This is a genomic window from Janthinobacterium sp. 64 (genome assembly GCF_002813325.1).
Taxonomy (GTDB): Bacteria; Pseudomonadota; Gammaproteobacteria; order Burkholderiales; family Burkholderiaceae_D; genus Janthinobacterium.
Genome location: NZ_PHUG01000001.1, coordinates 135,952 through 149,926, shown reverse-complemented (window position 1 = coordinate 149,926; position 13,975 = coordinate 135,952). Strand labels below are relative to the sequence as shown.

The following is a 13,975-nucleotide window of genomic DNA, read 5'->3' as shown; positions in this document are numbered from 1 at the left end:
AGCCAGCCTGCGGCGCCGCCCGGCTATGTGGGCGGGCGCACAGTCGGCGCCAGCCATCGGACTAGAGTGGAGACATCCCCACCCACCGTCTGCGAGGCTAGCCATGAAAAACCCCTGGATGAGCATGTACCTGAGCGCCGCCAACCGCATCGCCAACACGGCGCGCGGCCACGCCACGGCCGCCGTCAAGCGCGAAGCGGCGAAAAATACGCGGCAACTGACGCAAGTGTGGTTCGATTCATTCCTGCCGCCAACTGGCAAGGCACGGCGCAGCCGCAAGGCCAAATAAGTCCCTGGCAACAGGCGAACTGGTGCAGTGCATCACAGCAATTAGTTGAAGTTTCAATCAGATGAACTAAACTGCAAGCATGGAAGTACATAGGAAGTGACCGGCAGGCGCCGCATCCCCGCGCCGCCACCGGGACACCGGGAGACGACCATGTTGACGCTCAAAGTGCTGGCCTGCCTTGCCCTGTCGGCCTTGCTGCTCGTGCCCCTCGTGCTGCGCGACGCGATGCAGACGTCGGCCGGACAGCAGATGCTGGTGCCGAATGTCGATGCCCATGCCATGTGGAGTCATTGGCCTCGGCAATAAGACGCGCTAGGTAGCAGCTTGCCTCATTTAGAACCGCTTTATTGCGGATGGGGATTTGTTCCCCGTTTTCCTTCATTTCTCTGTGCCTCCCCCTCCCCCTCTTTACCATATTTTTGATTCAGGTCATGGATTTGAAGCGTCGCCGCGTCCACACTGGAACAGTCCGCTTCGCATCGCGACGGACTTAACCGGGAGTATCGGCATGGGTATATCGGCTTGGAAAGATGAGATGGCGCTGGGCGTTCCCGCCATCGACGAGGCGCATGAGGCGCTGTTTCAGGAGCTGGCGCGGCTGGGCAAGTTGAGCGACCAGCATTTCAGCGTGGCGTTTCGCGAGCTGATTGCGGCCGTCGAGCGCGATTTCCGCGAGGAAGAGGATTTGATGGAACAAATCGCCTTCCCCTCGCTGGCGAATCACCGGGAACAGCATGCGCGCGTGCTCAGCGGCTTGCACCATGCGTGGGCCGCCGTCGATGAAGGCGACCTGGAACAGGGACGCCATGCGCTGTCGCTGCTGCCGCAATGGCTGATCTTCCATCAGGCCACCATGGACCTGGCTCTGGCGGCGGCGCTGGAGCTGGTGCAGCGCCAGCCGAACTAGCAGCTAATTACAGCAGCAGCACCGTGGCTTGCTCGGGCAGGACGACGCGGTAATGTCCCGGGTATTTGTCTTCGCCGTCGAAAATCTTGCAAAACACGGGCTGCTTGATGTCGTTGACGGCAGCCTCATTCATGGGCAAGGTGGCGATCAGTTGCTCGCCATCCATCAGCTGCAAGGCGCTGCCCCGCTCGGTGGCGCAAAAGGCCAGCGATTGCACATCGCTGGCGAACGGCCGCTTGTACCACGGCGTGATGGCCCGCACGGCGCGCCGCGCGTCGTGCAAGACTTGCCCCACGCGCGTGACGTTCCATGCATCGCGCGCCACGGATGGCTGGAGCACGATATTGGCCGTCAACTCGCCCCTGCCCTTGTTCACCAGGAAAGTGCCATCTTGCGCGGCGATGTCGTCGTTGAGCGGCACGACAAACACGCCGCCGGCGGACACCTTGATCGGCACGGCAGCACCATTGCCTTGCAGGGCCACGCGCACATCGTCGATGGTGGCACTGAGCTTGGCGGGAATCAGGCGCAGGGCCATGACCACGCTGCCGCTCGACACTTGCCACACTTTCCTGGCCGTCAGATAACTCTCGCGGTAAGCCGTGAAACGGATGCGCGGCGCCTTGGCGTCGCTGTTGGCCGTGATCGTCACCGTTTGCGAAGGCAAGGCGTCCTCTGCGGGCGCCGCTACCGTCGGCGCAGCAGATGGGGCGGATGCGGCATCCGTGGCGGACTGCACGCTGGCGCTCTGCAGCGGCGCGGGAACAGCCGGCGGCGCGTGTTCCTGGGCTTGCCCCAGCGACACGACACACAACCATCCGGCACAAGCGATCCATGTACGCATGCATTTCTTTCAATGAGGAAAATATTTTATCAGCGCCTGCATTATCGCAGAAGGCCGGACGATGCGCCTCGCTTGGCCTGCCGCACTCTGTTGGTGCACACGCTTGATTATTTGGCAAATACAGCCTATATTGATAATGATTCTTATTCACAAAAGTGAGGGGAATCGCGCGCCTTCTTTTCCACTGCCCGACCGCGCCGGGCCTTGCGGTGGAACTGCTATCCAAGCCAGACCACGGGCCAGCGTCATGCCATCCCCCCCCAGCTACTGCGCACCTCGCCAGACGAGATAGGAAAACACACGACTAAAAATATCCCAGGAAAATGATGCAATCAACGACAGTCTTCCCTTCTTCGCGCCAGCCCGCCTTGCGCCCCCTCCCCCGCTTACTACACATCAGCCTGCTCAGCCTTGCCGCTGGCGCGGCCCTGCCGGCGCAGGCCGCCGATACCGCTGCGGCCGACGTCACCATGCCGGCCGTCACCGTGACAGGCCAGTCGACGGCGACGACGGAAGGCACGCAGTCGTACACGGCTGGCGAAGCGCGCAGCGCCACGCGCATGGAACTGACCTTGCGCGAAACGCCGCAATCGGTCAGCGTCATCACGCGCCAGCTGCTCGACGACCTGGGCGCCGTGCGCCTGGACCAGGCCCTGGCGCAGACGACGGGCATCCAGGTGGGCCAGAACGATACGGAGCGCACGACCTTTTATGCGCGCGGCTTCGGCATCAACAATCTCCAGATCGACGGCATGGCGCGCGGCGGCAATGCGCCGCTGCAAGACACCATCCTGTACGACCGCATCGAGGTCGTGCGCGGCGCCACGGGCTTGATGGGCGGCAAGGGCGACCCGTCGGCCACCATCAACATGATACGCAAGCGGCCGACGAAGGAGTTCCAGGCCAGCGCCGGCCTCATCATGGGTCGCTGGGATGACCAGCGATTCGAAGCCGACCTGTCCACGCCCCTGAACGCGGAGGGCAGCGTGCGCGCCCGCACGTCCCTGGCGTGGCAAAAACGCGATTCCTACCTGGACATGTATCACGAACGCAAGACGGTCGGCATGGTCATCCTTGAGGCGGACGTGCGTCCCGGCACCCTGCTGACGGCCGGCGTCGACTTCCAGGACAACCAGCCCACAGGCGCCACCTGGGGCGCCGTGCCCTACTGGAATGCGGATGGCAGCCTGGCCAACTTGCCGCGCAACACCAGCCTCACGACGCCGTGGAGCACCTGGGCCAACAAGCAGCACACGGTATTCACGTCGCTGGACCAGCGCCTGCCCGGCAACTGGAATATGCACCTGGGCTATGCGCGCACGGAAAGCACGAACCGCACCACCGTCGCCTATGCGGGCGGCGGCAAGCCCGATCCGGCCACAGGCGAAGGCATGTTCCTGTGGACGGGCGCCTATGGCCCGGGCAAGACCACGGGCGACAACTTCGACGTGTACGCCAGCGGCCCATTTACCTTGCTGGGGCGCAAGCATACGGCCATCGTCGGCTGGAACGGCGGCAACCAGCGCGCCCGCTCGCTGGGCGGCAAGGCAAAAATCGAGTACCCGGACTTCGTCCCCGATTACCGCAACTGGACGGGCAACATCCCCCGCCCCGTGTTCCACCCGGACGGCTCGCACACGGAAGCCGTCACGCGCCTGGCAGGCGGCTACGTGGCCACGCGCTTGAGCCTGGCCGACCCGCTGCACGTCATCATCGGCGCGCGCAGCAGTACTTACCGCACGGATACGCGCAGCTACGATAAGCGTGGCGCGTACACGGGCAGCGGCGACTTCGTGGAAACGCGCAATGAAGTCACGCCCTACGTGGGCGCCGTGTTCGATATCAACAAGCAATATTCGGCCTACGCCAGCTTCACGCAGCTATTCAATCCGCAGACGAGCAAGGACCGCAACAACCAGTTCCTGGCGCCGGAAACGGGCGACAATGCGGAACTGGGCATCAAGGGCGAATTCTATGAAGGCAAGCTGAACGCGTCGGCCGCCCTGTTCCACACGAAGAAAAAGAACATGGCCGAGCTGGACCGCACGGTAGCGCCCGGCTTCCTGCTGCCCGACGGCGGCCAGGCCATGGTGGCCAATGGCACCGGCGTGACGGCCAAGGGCGTCGAGTTCGACGTCTCCGGCCAGATCACGCCCGCCTGGGAAGCGAGCGGCGGCTATACCTATCTGCACGCGGCCGAGGCCGATGGCCGCCGCGCCGCCACCACGCAGCCGCGCCACTTGCTGCGCCTGGCCACCAGCTACCGCTTCGACGGCCGCCTGGCCGGCCTGAGGGCGGGCGCCAGCATGACGGCGCAAAGCGCCACCTACAGCGAATCGTGGTACGGCCGTCCGCCATCGGGCGAGATGACGAATATCCCGCAGGCCGGCTATGCGCTGGTCAACGCCATGGCCAGCTATGCCATCAACCGCCACGCCAGCGTGCAGCTGAACGTGAATAACTTGCTCGATAAAAAGTACTACCGCAACGTGGGCTTCTTCGACGGCGTATTCTGGGGCGAGCCGCGCAACATCAGCCTGGCCGTGCGCACGGCTTTCTAAGCGCGCCAGTGCGCGGGCGCCGGCAAGGTAAAGCCATCGAGCAAGGGCCCGCCCACGGGCGCCAGCACGGCGGCGGTGACTTGCTCGAAGGCACGCTGGCCGGCTGGCAAGTCGGCCGCCGTCAAGCGCAAGGCGCCGTCGAGCTGCGCGGCGATGGCGGCGTCAAATGCCTGCAGGCAGCGGAACAGGTGCTTGCCGCCGCCGCTCCATACACCAGCCGCGCGCAAGTGCAGGTCCGCCAGCGCTTCGTACAGCTGGCAGGCGACGGCCAGCGCCTCGCCCGGGTGCCGGCTGTCGACCAGGTCTTCCAGCGCGGTGGTGATGGCGTAGCGGCGCCGTTGCAAGTTCTCCGCGTCGAGCATGGGCGGCCCGGCGGCGGCGAATGCTTGCGCCAGCGCCAGCAGCTGCGCGTGCTGCGGCCCGGGTGCGGCGATGTTCTCGCCTTCGAGCACCATCATCGCCAGCGGCACCGTGCCGCCGGGCGCATCCATTTCCTTGCAAAAATACGTGAACGTGGCCATGTCGTGCGCGAACAATTCCACCGTGCGCCCTTCGGCAGCGATGGTCGAGCGCCAGGCGCAGTCGACGTGGTCGAACAGCAGCAGCAAATCGATATCGGAAGTAGCCGTCTGCCGGCCCGTGGCAAACGAGCCGCCGATGATGGCCACCACGGCCGTGGGATAGTGTTCCTGCACCAGCCGCACGGCAATCGCGCGGATGGCGTCATAAGTGGGGATCGTCGTCAAAGCCGGTGCTCCATGCCGAAAAACACTATCCTACACGCAATACGCAGGCTGCCGCCAGCCTGCTACACTGGCGCCATCTGATCAAGGAACCAACATGGAATACGACTGCATCGTGGTGCCTTCGCCCGTGGGCGAGCTGACCCTGGTGGCGCGCGGCGCGGCCCTGGCCGCCATCCTGTGGGAAAACGACAAGCCCAACCGCGTGCGACTGGGCGACATGCGCGTCGATGACGATAGCGCCGTGCTGCGGGAAACGGCGCGCCAGCTGGCTGAATATTTTGCCGGCACGCGCCAGCGTTTTGAGGTGCCGCTCGATTTTGCCGGCACGCCATTCCAGCAGGAAGTCTGGCGCGCGCTGCTGACCATACCGTACGGCCAGACGCGCAGCTATGGCGAGATCGCGCGCCAGATCGGCCGTCCCGCCGCCGTGCGCGCCGTGGGCGCCGCCAACGGCAAGAATCCCATTTCCATCATCGCCCCCTGCCACCGCGTCATCGGCGCCACGGGCGAGTTGACGGGCTTTGCGGGCGGCCTGCATGCCAAGGAAACGTTATTGGCGCTGGAAGGCATCGCCCTGTCCAGTGACCGCGAGGCGCTGAAGACGGGCCACGCCCGCCGCCGCGCCGTGCATGTTGATATGGCGCAAGGCTGTTTATTTTAGACAGCGGCATCGCTCTCCATGTGGGATACTCACGCCCCCGCTCAAGCCACCACATCCTATGCCCTACCTTGCCATCCTGTTCTTTGTCGTTCTGTATTTGCTGGCCACGTTCTTTTTCCACATCCCCGCCTTGGTCGCCCTCGTGTACGGCGTGCTGAGCCTCGGCTGTTTCGTCGCCTATGCGATCGACAAGTCGGCCGCCAAACAAGGGCGCTGGCGCACCTCGGAGCGCACCTTGCTGCTATTGGGACTGCTGTGCGGCTGGCCGGGCGCCGTGCTGGCCCAGCAATGGCTGCGCCACAAGTCTAGCAAGCGCTCGTTCCGCATCGTGTTCTGGATCACGGTCGCCCTCAATATCGGCGCTTTCGTGTATTTCAGCATGCATTACGCGGCGCCCGACATCGGCACGGAAGTGGCGCCCATCGAACTGTAAGCTCACTCGCCCAGCAAGCGCAGCGATTCCAGCCAGTCCGCCTTCCATTCGCGCAGCAAGGGTTGCGTGGCGAACGCCTTTTTCAGATGCGCCATCGGCACGCGGTGCACGTCGTGCAAGCCAAACGCCAAGGTCACCGGATGCCACAAATGGCTATTCTTGCCACCGCGCGAATTCTTGCGCACGCGCGCGCCATCGTCGCCAAAGATACCCACGCCGCTGGCCATGCCCTTGTCCAGGTCGACCTTGCCCACACCGGCAAAGGCCAGCAAAATCTGCTCGCGGCCCAAGCCCTTCAAGGCGCTGGGCAAGACCACGGGCGCCTTGTCCGCCTGCCCTTCATCGGGCTGCGGATGCTGCAACTCCTTGAGCAAGCGCAATAAGTCACGCTCCTGGAAGTGCAAGCCGTCCAGCGGCACGCGCAAGCCCGGCGCCTTCAGTTCGATGGCGATATTGCCCGAGTCGCGCGTAAAGCGCAGCCACACATCGTCCGCACCCGAAGCGTCCGCCCCCGAAGCCAGGTGCTCTTTGTCGCCGATGAACACGACGGGCGCCGCGTAGCGCGTCACGCCGTCATGGAACAGCTCGGCCCAGGCGTCGCTGTAATCGAGCCAGACATACGGCAAGCCGCCCTGCTCCAGCAGGCGCGCCAGGGTCCACGGCGTGCCCGTCTGTTGCGCCAGCCAGGCACAGGCTTGGGTGGCGGTGGCGCGGTATGGCAAAGAAAGGGAAGTCATGGCAGTTCCGTCGATGAAAGTGGAGCGCAGTGTAGCAGACGCCGCCGCCATCGCTTCGGCAGGCGCATCCGGCGCGCCCTTCCTGCGCGATGTGCTAGGCTGGAAACAGCAGCACGCGCCACGGCCACCTCGGCAGCATGGCGCACCACCGCGAGGAGATCATCATGCATTCCAGCACCAACGCCGCCACCGCACCCGCCCCGCCACCGGAGCGCGATTCGCCCACGCCAGCGAGCGAAAGCCATGCCGAGGAAGCGCTCGATGAAGCGCTGAAGGAAAGCTTTCCGGCCAGCGACCCGATCGCCGTGGCCGTGCCGAAACCGCCGAGCAAGACGCCAGCCTGACGGCCACCGGCCACATGCCGAATAAAAAAACCCCGCCGGGCAGCGATGGTAAAACCATCGCGCCGGACGGGGACAGTCAAGCCGACATGCGCCTACTTCGGCGTGTCGCGGTACTGCTCCGGCGTCGTGTCGCCATCGGCAATTTCATACCACATCGCATTGAGTACGGCGAAGGTCGCCGCCAGCGGAAGACCCAGTATCCAGGCGAAATACCACATAGTTATATCCTTTCGTAAATTCTTAGTAGGCGTGACCGCTGTCGTCTTCGATGGCTTTACCGTCAACCTTACCCCACAGCACTTTATATACCCAGGTCGTGTACGCCACGATGAGGGGAATGAAGACGGCCGTGACGACCAGCATGATGAACAGGGTCATGTGGCTGGACGAGGAATCCCACACCGTCAGGCTGGCGCGCGGGTCGATCGACGAAGGCAGGATGAACGGGAACATGGCCGCGCCCACGCTGAGGATGATGCCGGCGATGGCCGCCGCGCTGGCCAGCAAGGCAGGCACTTCGCGGCGCGCGCGCAGCAAGGCGAACGCCAGCAGGGGTCCCAGCAAGCCGATGGCCGGAGCGATCCAGGTCCACGGATGGGCGGCAAAGTTGAGGAACCAGGCGCCCACGTGCACTTGCGCCGTTTTCAGCATCGGGTTCGACGGACCGTCGACCACCACAGTGCTGCTGATGCGATAGCCGTCGACCCACAGCCACAGGGCAACGCCGGCGGCCGCATACAGCACGACCGTGGCAATCGCCGCGACGCTGCCGTAGCGGCGCGCCCGCTCAGCCACGGCACCATCCGTTTTCAGCTGCAGCCAGGTGGCGCCGTGCATCACCAGCATGGCCACCGAGACGAGGCCGCACAGCAGCGCAAACGGGTTGAGCAGCGCAAAGAAGGTGCCGTCATAAAAGATGTGCATGTCCGGCGAGAAACGGAACGGCACGCCTTGCAGCACGTTGCCGATCGCCACGCCGCAGATCAGGGCCGGCACGAAGCCGCCCACGAACAGGGCCGCATCCCAGCGCGCGCGCCAGCGAGGATCTTCGCGCTTGCTGCGGAACTTGAACGCCACGGGACGCACGATCAGCGCCACCAGGATGACGAACATGGCCAGGTAAAAGCCCGAGAACGAGACGGCGTACAGTTGCGGCCAGGCGGCAAAGATGGCGCCGCCGCCAAGAATCAGCCACACCTGATTGCCTTCCCACACGGGACCGATACTGTTGATGACGACCCGGCGCTCAAGGTCCGTCTTGCCGACGAAGGGCAGCAAAATACCCGTGCCCAGGTCGAAGCCGTCCGTGATGGCAAAGCCCACCAGCAGGATGCCGATCAGCAGCCACCAGATCAGGCGCAGGGTTTCATACGAAATCATTTCATGCAAAATCATGGTCTGGCCCTCCTCAGGCGCGTTGAGTATGAATGGCTGCGGCCGCTGGCACGGGGCCCGGCGCCGTCTCTTCCGGCCCCTTGCGGATGGCCTTGAGCATGAGCTTCATTTCGATCATCAGCAGCACGGTGTAGATGGCGGCAAAGCCGGCAATGGTGATGAGCAAGGTGGTCGCGCCCAGGTTCGAGACGGCCACGGCCGTTGGCAGCACGCCTTCGATGACCCACGGCTGGCGGCCCACTTCGGCCACGATCCAGCCCGCTTCAATCGCCACCCACGGCAGCGGGATGGCGAACACGGCCAGCTTCAGCAGCCAGCGGTGCTTGTCCAGGGTGCGGCGCGTCGACAGCACGAAGAAGGTACCGGTCAGCAAGATAAAGAACATGCCCAGACCCACCATCACGCGGAAGGACCAGAACAAGGGCCCCACGGGCGGCACGGTGTCGAGCGCGGCCTTGCGGATCTGCTCGGGCGTGGCCTGGCGCGGATCGTCGACATAGCGTTTCAGCAACAAGGCATAGCCCATGGACTGGCCTTTCGACTCGAACACGTCCTTCGCGTCCTGCGGCACGGGGGCGCCCGGCGCCACGCTGCGGATGGTTTGCAGCGCGTCATACGCTTTGATGCCATCCTTGATCAGCAGTTCGCCACGGTCGACCAGCTGCTCGATGCCGGGGATTTCCGTCGACAGTGAACGCGTGCCGATCAAGCCCATCACCATCGGGATGTGCACGGCGTAATGCGTCTCGCGCGCTTGCGCGTCAGGGAAGCCGAAGGCCGTGAAGGCGGCGGGCGCCGGCTCCGTGGTCCACATGGCCTCGATGGCGGCCAGCTTCATCTTCTGATGTTCGGACGACAGGTAGCCGCTTTCGTCGCCGAGTACCACCACCGACAAGGTGGCGGCCAGGCCGAACGAGGCGGCCACCGTCATCGAACGCTTGGCCAGCTGCACGTGGCGGCCCTTCAGCAGATACCAGGCGGAAATACCGAGCACGAAGATGGCCGCCGCCGTGTAACCGGCCGACACCGTGTGCACGAATTTCGCCTGCGCCACGGGGTTCGTCAGCACGGCGCCGAAATCCGTCACTTCCATGCGCATGGTCTGCGGATTGAAGGCCGCGCCGACGGGATTTTGCATCCAGCCGTTGGCGATCAAAATCCACAGGGCCGAGAAGTTCGAGCCGATGGCCACCAGCCAGGTGGTGATCAGGTGGCCCCGCTTCGACAACTTGTCCCAGCCGAAGAAGAACAGGCCGACGAAGGTCGCTTCCAGGAAGAAGGCCATCAGCCCCTCGATGGCCAGCGGCGCGCCGAAAATGTCGCCCACATAATGGCTGTAGTAGCTCCAGTTCATGCCGAACTGGAATTCCATGACGATGCCCGTCGCCACACCCATGGCGAAGTTGATGCCGAACAAGACACCCCAGAACTTGGTCATGTCGCGCCAGATGGGGCGGTTCGTCATCACGTAAACCGTTTCCATGATGGCGAGGATCACTGACAGGCCTATCGTCAGCGGAACAAATATAAAGTGGTACAGAGCTGTCAGCGCGAACTGCAGTCTGGATAAAGCGACAATATCGAAGTCCATATGATTTCCTTGGTGTTTCCCTACTGTGTGTAAACTTGCTACCTTTCAAATACTGACCGCTTGCCCGTCAGTCCCCCCGCAATCCCGCTAGCGCCGCCTCGAAGGCGGCTGTGCCACGGCGCGCGTCACCGACGATGCGGCCATCGCGCAGGCTGACCAGCCTGTCCGCCAGCGCCGCTTCGCGCCGCAAGTGGGTGGCGATCAGCAAGCTGCGTCCTTCGCTGCGCGCGCGCAGGCGCCGCAGGACGTCGATGGCCACCTGCGCATTGAGCGCTTCGGTCGCTTCGTCCAGCAGCCACAAGCTCGATTCGTGCAGGAACAGCCGCGCCAGCGCCAATCGCCGCGCCTGGCCGCCCGACAAGCCCAGGCCGCCCTCGCCCAGCATGGTGTCCAGGCCGTCCGCAAACGCGCGCACTTCCTCGTCCAGGCCGGCTGCCTGCAGCGCCGCCCACAGCTGCGCATCGCTGGCGGACGGGTCCGCCAGGCGCAGGTTGTCGCGCAAGCTGTCCTGAAATAGTTCCGTCTTCTGCGTGAACAAACAGGCGCGCGGCGCGGCCACCTTGCCCGACAGCGGCGCCAGCTCGCGCGCGGCAAGGGCCAGCAAGGTGGACTTGCCCGCGCCGCTGGGGCCGATCAAGGCCACGCGCTCGCCGTCGGCGATGTGCAGCGATACGTCATGCAAGATGGCGACCTGGCTGCCCGCATGCGCAGCACTCACGTGTTCCAGGCGCAAGCCCGGTGCGGCATCAAAGCGCGGCAGCGCCACCTCATTGCCGTCAAGGCGCGGCGCCAGGCGGCGCATGGCCAGCAGCATGCGCCCCGCTTCCAGCGCGCCGCGGCGCAGTCCCGCGAACGGTTCCACGGCCGTCAGGGCGATCAGCAGGGCCAAGGCCGCCAGCGGAACACTCATCGTTTGCTGCTGCACCAGCGCGGCCACGGCCAGCAGCACGCCGGAAAGTAGCGCGCTGCCCGCCACGCCATACGCGGCGCCGGCCGCCGTTTCCAGGCGCAGCAGGGCAAAATCGGCTTGCGCCAGCGAACGGTCGATCTGCGCCAGCGCCGCGCACTGGGCGTCGATGCGGCCCGCCATCACCAGATCCGTCTGACCGGCCACCAGGTCGATGGTGCCGGAACGCAATTTTTCGATGGCGCGCGAGCGCACGATGGCGGGACGGCGGGCACGCTGCGCCACGGCCCAGCTGATGCCGCCGCCGGCGAGCAGCAGCCACGCAGCCAGGCCCAGGCCCAGCTGCCACTGCATCACGCCCAGCGCCACGCCGGCCAGCAAGGCCACGCACAGGGCCGTAAAAGCTGGCACCAGCAGGCGCAAGTACAGCGATTCGAGCGCGTCGATATCGGCCGTCAGGCGGAACAGCAGCCTGGCGGGCTGGCGCAGCAAGCGGCTGGCCGCTTCCGGGCGCGACCAGCCACGGAACAGCCGCACGCGGATGCTGGCCAGCGCGGCGAACGTGGCGTCGTGCGTGACGAGCCGCTCCGCATAGCGCGAGCCCGTGCGGCCGATGGCCAGCAGGCGGATGCCGGCCGACGGGCCGAACACGTCGAACACGATGGCCGTAGAGGCATGCAGGCCGGCAATCGAGGTGGCCGTGATGAACCAGCCGGACAAACCCAGCAAGGCCATGCCGGCCACCGCCGTCAGGGCCGCCAGCAAGGCGCCGGCGATCAGCTTGCCGGGTTGGGCCAGCAGCAATTGCCGCAGGACGGGGTTGTGTATCAGTGAATTTTTCATGCCGGCTGTTCCTGTTCGTGCTCCTGTGCCAGGGCTAGGGCATCGACCTGCACCGTGCGCTGCAGCCGGCCGGCCAGCACGGGGTCGTGCGTGGCAACGATCATCGTCTTGCCCTTGGCCAATTCCAGCAAGGCATCCGTGACGCGCGCCGCCGTTTCGCTGTCCAGGTGGGCCGTCGGCTCATCGACCAGCAGCAAATCGGCATGCGGATGCAGGGCCACGCGGGCCAGCGCCAGGCGCACGGCTTCGCCGCCGGACAAGCCCTGGCCGCCATCGCTGAGCATGACGGCCGGCTGCGCCTGCGCCACGCTAGCCAGGTCGGCCAGGTGCAGCGCCTGCGTCACCTGCGCGGCGTTCGCATCTGCCCGGCCCAGTGTCACATTCTGGCTGACGGACGCGGCAAACACGTGCGGGCGCTGGCCCATCCACGCCATGCGCTGGCGCAAGGTATTGACGGTGCCGTCGGTCAGGCGCACGCCGCCGATGCGGATCTCGCCGCCGCTGGCGGGCAGCAAGCCGGCCAGCAACGACAGCAAGGTGGTCTTGCCGGCGCCGCTGGCGCCCAGCAGGGCCACGTGTTCGCCGGCATGTACCGTCAAATCGAAGCGCTCGAATACGGGCGCTTCGCCGGGGTGGGCAAAGCGCAGTTGATGGAGTTCGACGGCCGGTGGCGGTGCCACCGCCATGGCGGCGGCGGACACGGCAGCCGCTGCCACGCCGGCTCCAGGCAGGGCTACGCCCTCGCCCGCCAGGTCGTGCAGGCCGGCCAGGCCCGCTTCGCCGGCCGCCTTGTCGTGCCAGACGGCGGCCAGTTCGCGCAGCGGTTCGAAGAACGCGGGGGCCAGCAGCAGGATGAACAAGCCCTGCCCCAGGCTCAGCTCACGGCCCCAGGTGCCGAAATTGATGCTGCCCAACAGTGAAAAGCCGATGAAGGCCGCCACCATGGCCACCCCCAGCGCGGAAAACAGTTCCAGCACGGCGGACGACAAAAAGGCGATGCGCAGCACCACCATCGTGCGCCGGCGCACGGATTGCGACGAGGCGTCGAGCCGTTCGGCCGTGGCGTCGACGGCGTCGAGCGCGCGCAGGGTGGCCAGGCCGCGCAGGCGGTCCAATAGAAAGGCGTTCATGCTGCCCATTTCCACCATCTGCGCGCGGCTGGCCGCTTGCGCACCCATGCCCACCAGAGCCATGAAGACGGGAATCAGGGGCGCGGCGATGAGCAGGATCAAGGCGGCGATCCACGACAGCGGCGTGACGACGGCCAGGATCACGAGCGGCACGAGCATCACCTTCCAGCGCGCCGGCTTGTAGCGCACCAGGTACGGCACGATGGCTTCGGCCTGCTCGGCGATGACGCTGGCCGCCTGGCCCGACTGCGCGCGCTGGCGGTCCAGCGGCGAACGGTGCGCCAGCGCTTGCGCCACTTGCGCGCGCAAGGTGGACAGGTGCGCGCGCGCCGCCGCGTACATGCGCCGCGCGCCCCACGCTTCGCCGCCTGCGCGCAGCACGCCCAGCAGCAGCACGCCAGCGGCCGGCAGCAGGGCCGCGCGCCACGGCGCGCCATCGAGCATGGCTTGCACGGCCCAGGCCAGCAAGGCCGCTTGTGGCAGCCACAACAAGGCGGCGCCACCTTGCGCCAGGCTGGCGGCGCGGGGAAGGAGAAAGCGGGGTAAAGACAGTGGCGTGGTCGGCATCTCTATACTTTTTGAGTTTT

General features: G+C 65.6%; 15 protein-coding genes. 7 read left to right on the top strand and 8 right to left on the bottom strand.

Annotated elements, in window-relative coordinates; translation table 11 throughout:
• Window positions 1-103 precede the first annotated feature (103 nt).
• From CLU91_RS00720 to CLU91_RS00715, 3 genes are all read left to right on the top strand, one after another.
• Window positions 104-289: a hypothetical protein gene (locus CLU91_RS00720; RefSeq protein ID WP_100872551.1), complete on the top strand. Its 186-nt coding sequence runs from the start codon at window positions 104-106 to the stop codon at window positions 287-289.
• A 150-nt stretch (window positions 290-439) separates the two neighbouring features.
• On the top strand, window positions 440-595 hold the full coding sequence (locus CLU91_RS27680; protein WP_157814527.1) for a hypothetical protein: 156 nt from the start codon (window positions 440-442) through the stop codon (window positions 593-595).
• 202 nt (window positions 596-797) lie between these two features.
• Window positions 798-1,196 carry a bacteriohemerythrin gene (locus tag CLU91_RS00715; RefSeq protein ID WP_100872550.1) on the top strand — a complete coding sequence of 133 codons (399 nt, stop codon included), beginning with the start codon at window positions 798-800 and terminating at the stop codon, window positions 1,194-1,196.
• 7 nt (window positions 1,197-1,203) lie between these two features.
• Here CLU91_RS00715 and CLU91_RS00710 read toward each other — a convergent pair whose 3' ends face one another.
• Window positions 1,204-2,040, bottom strand: coding sequence for a hypothetical protein (locus tag CLU91_RS00710; RefSeq protein WP_157814526.1), 837 nt, complete (start codon window positions 2,038-2,040; stop codon window positions 1,204-1,206).
• A gap of 326 nt (window positions 2,041-2,366) precedes the next feature.
• Here CLU91_RS00710 and CLU91_RS00705 point away from each other — a divergent pair, with 326 nt between their 5' ends.
• Complete coding sequence (locus CLU91_RS00705; RefSeq protein WP_157814525.1) at window positions 2,367-4,601, top strand: TonB-dependent siderophore receptor; 2,235 nt, start codon at window positions 2,367-2,369, stop codon at window positions 4,599-4,601.
• On the opposite strand, the gene CLU91_RS00700 is transcribed toward CLU91_RS00705, so the two are convergent.
• Window positions 4,598-5,347: a nucleotidyltransferase domain-containing protein gene (locus CLU91_RS00700; RefSeq protein ID WP_100872547.1), complete on the bottom strand. Its 750-nt coding sequence runs from the start codon at window positions 5,345-5,347 to the stop codon at window positions 4,598-4,600. The genes CLU91_RS00705 and CLU91_RS00700 overlap by 4 nt on opposite strands.
• Window positions 5,348-5,441: 94 nt before the next feature.
• Here CLU91_RS00700 and CLU91_RS00695 point away from each other — a divergent pair, with 94 nt between their 5' ends.
• Entirely contained in the window at window positions 5,442-6,008 is a 567-nt protein-coding gene (locus tag CLU91_RS00695) for a methylated-DNA--[protein]-cysteine S-methyltransferase (RefSeq protein WP_100872546.1), read from the top strand.
• A 58-nt stretch (window positions 6,009-6,066) separates the two neighbouring features.
• Entirely contained in the window at window positions 6,067-6,441 is a 375-nt protein-coding gene (locus CLU91_RS00690) for a DUF1294 domain-containing protein (RefSeq protein WP_100872545.1), read from the top strand.
• Between the two features lie 2 nt (window positions 6,442-6,443).
• On the opposite strand, the gene CLU91_RS00685 is transcribed toward CLU91_RS00690, so the two are convergent.
• Window positions 6,444-7,178, bottom strand: coding sequence for a hypothetical protein (locus tag CLU91_RS00685; RefSeq protein ID WP_100872544.1), 735 nt, complete (start codon window positions 7,176-7,178; stop codon window positions 6,444-6,446).
• Between the two features lie 164 nt (window positions 7,179-7,342).
• Here CLU91_RS00685 and CLU91_RS00680 point away from each other — a divergent pair, with 164 nt between their 5' ends.
• Complete coding sequence (locus CLU91_RS00680; RefSeq protein ID WP_100876512.1) at window positions 7,343-7,522, top strand: hypothetical protein; 180 nt, start codon at window positions 7,343-7,345, stop codon at window positions 7,520-7,522.
• Between the two features lie 92 nt (window positions 7,523-7,614).
• On the opposite strand, the gene cydX is transcribed toward CLU91_RS00680, so the two are convergent.
• From cydX to cydD, 5 genes are all read right to left on the bottom strand, one after another.
• Window positions 7,615-7,740: a cytochrome bd-I oxidase subunit CydX gene (gene cydX, locus CLU91_RS00675; protein ID WP_070258990.1), complete on the bottom strand. Its 126-nt coding sequence runs from the start codon at window positions 7,738-7,740 to the stop codon at window positions 7,615-7,617.
• Window positions 7,741-7,762: 22 nt separating this feature from the next.
• Complete coding sequence (cydB, locus tag CLU91_RS00670; protein ID WP_100872543.1) at window positions 7,763-8,917, bottom strand: cytochrome d ubiquinol oxidase subunit II; 1,155 nt, start codon at window positions 8,915-8,917, stop codon at window positions 7,763-7,765.
• Between the two features lie 13 nt (window positions 8,918-8,930).
• The gene (locus CLU91_RS00665; protein ID WP_100872542.1) at window positions 8,931-10,508 is read right to left on the bottom strand and encodes a cytochrome ubiquinol oxidase subunit I; all 1,578 of its coding nucleotides are present in this window, start codon (window positions 10,506-10,508) and stop codon (window positions 8,931-8,933) included.
• A gap of 67 nt (window positions 10,509-10,575) precedes the next feature.
• The gene (locus tag CLU91_RS00660) at window positions 10,576-12,258 is read right to left on the bottom strand and encodes an amino acid ABC transporter ATP-binding/permease protein (protein WP_100872541.1); all 1,683 of its coding nucleotides are present in this window, start codon (window positions 12,256-12,258) and stop codon (window positions 10,576-10,578) included.
• On the bottom strand, window positions 12,255-13,955 hold the full coding sequence (cydD, locus tag CLU91_RS00655; RefSeq protein WP_100872540.1) for a thiol reductant ABC exporter subunit CydD: 1,701 nt from the start codon (window positions 13,953-13,955) through the stop codon (window positions 12,255-12,257). The genes CLU91_RS00660 and cydD overlap by 4 nt, the downstream gene beginning before the upstream one ends.
• Between the last annotated feature and the right edge of the window lie 20 nt (window positions 13,956-13,975).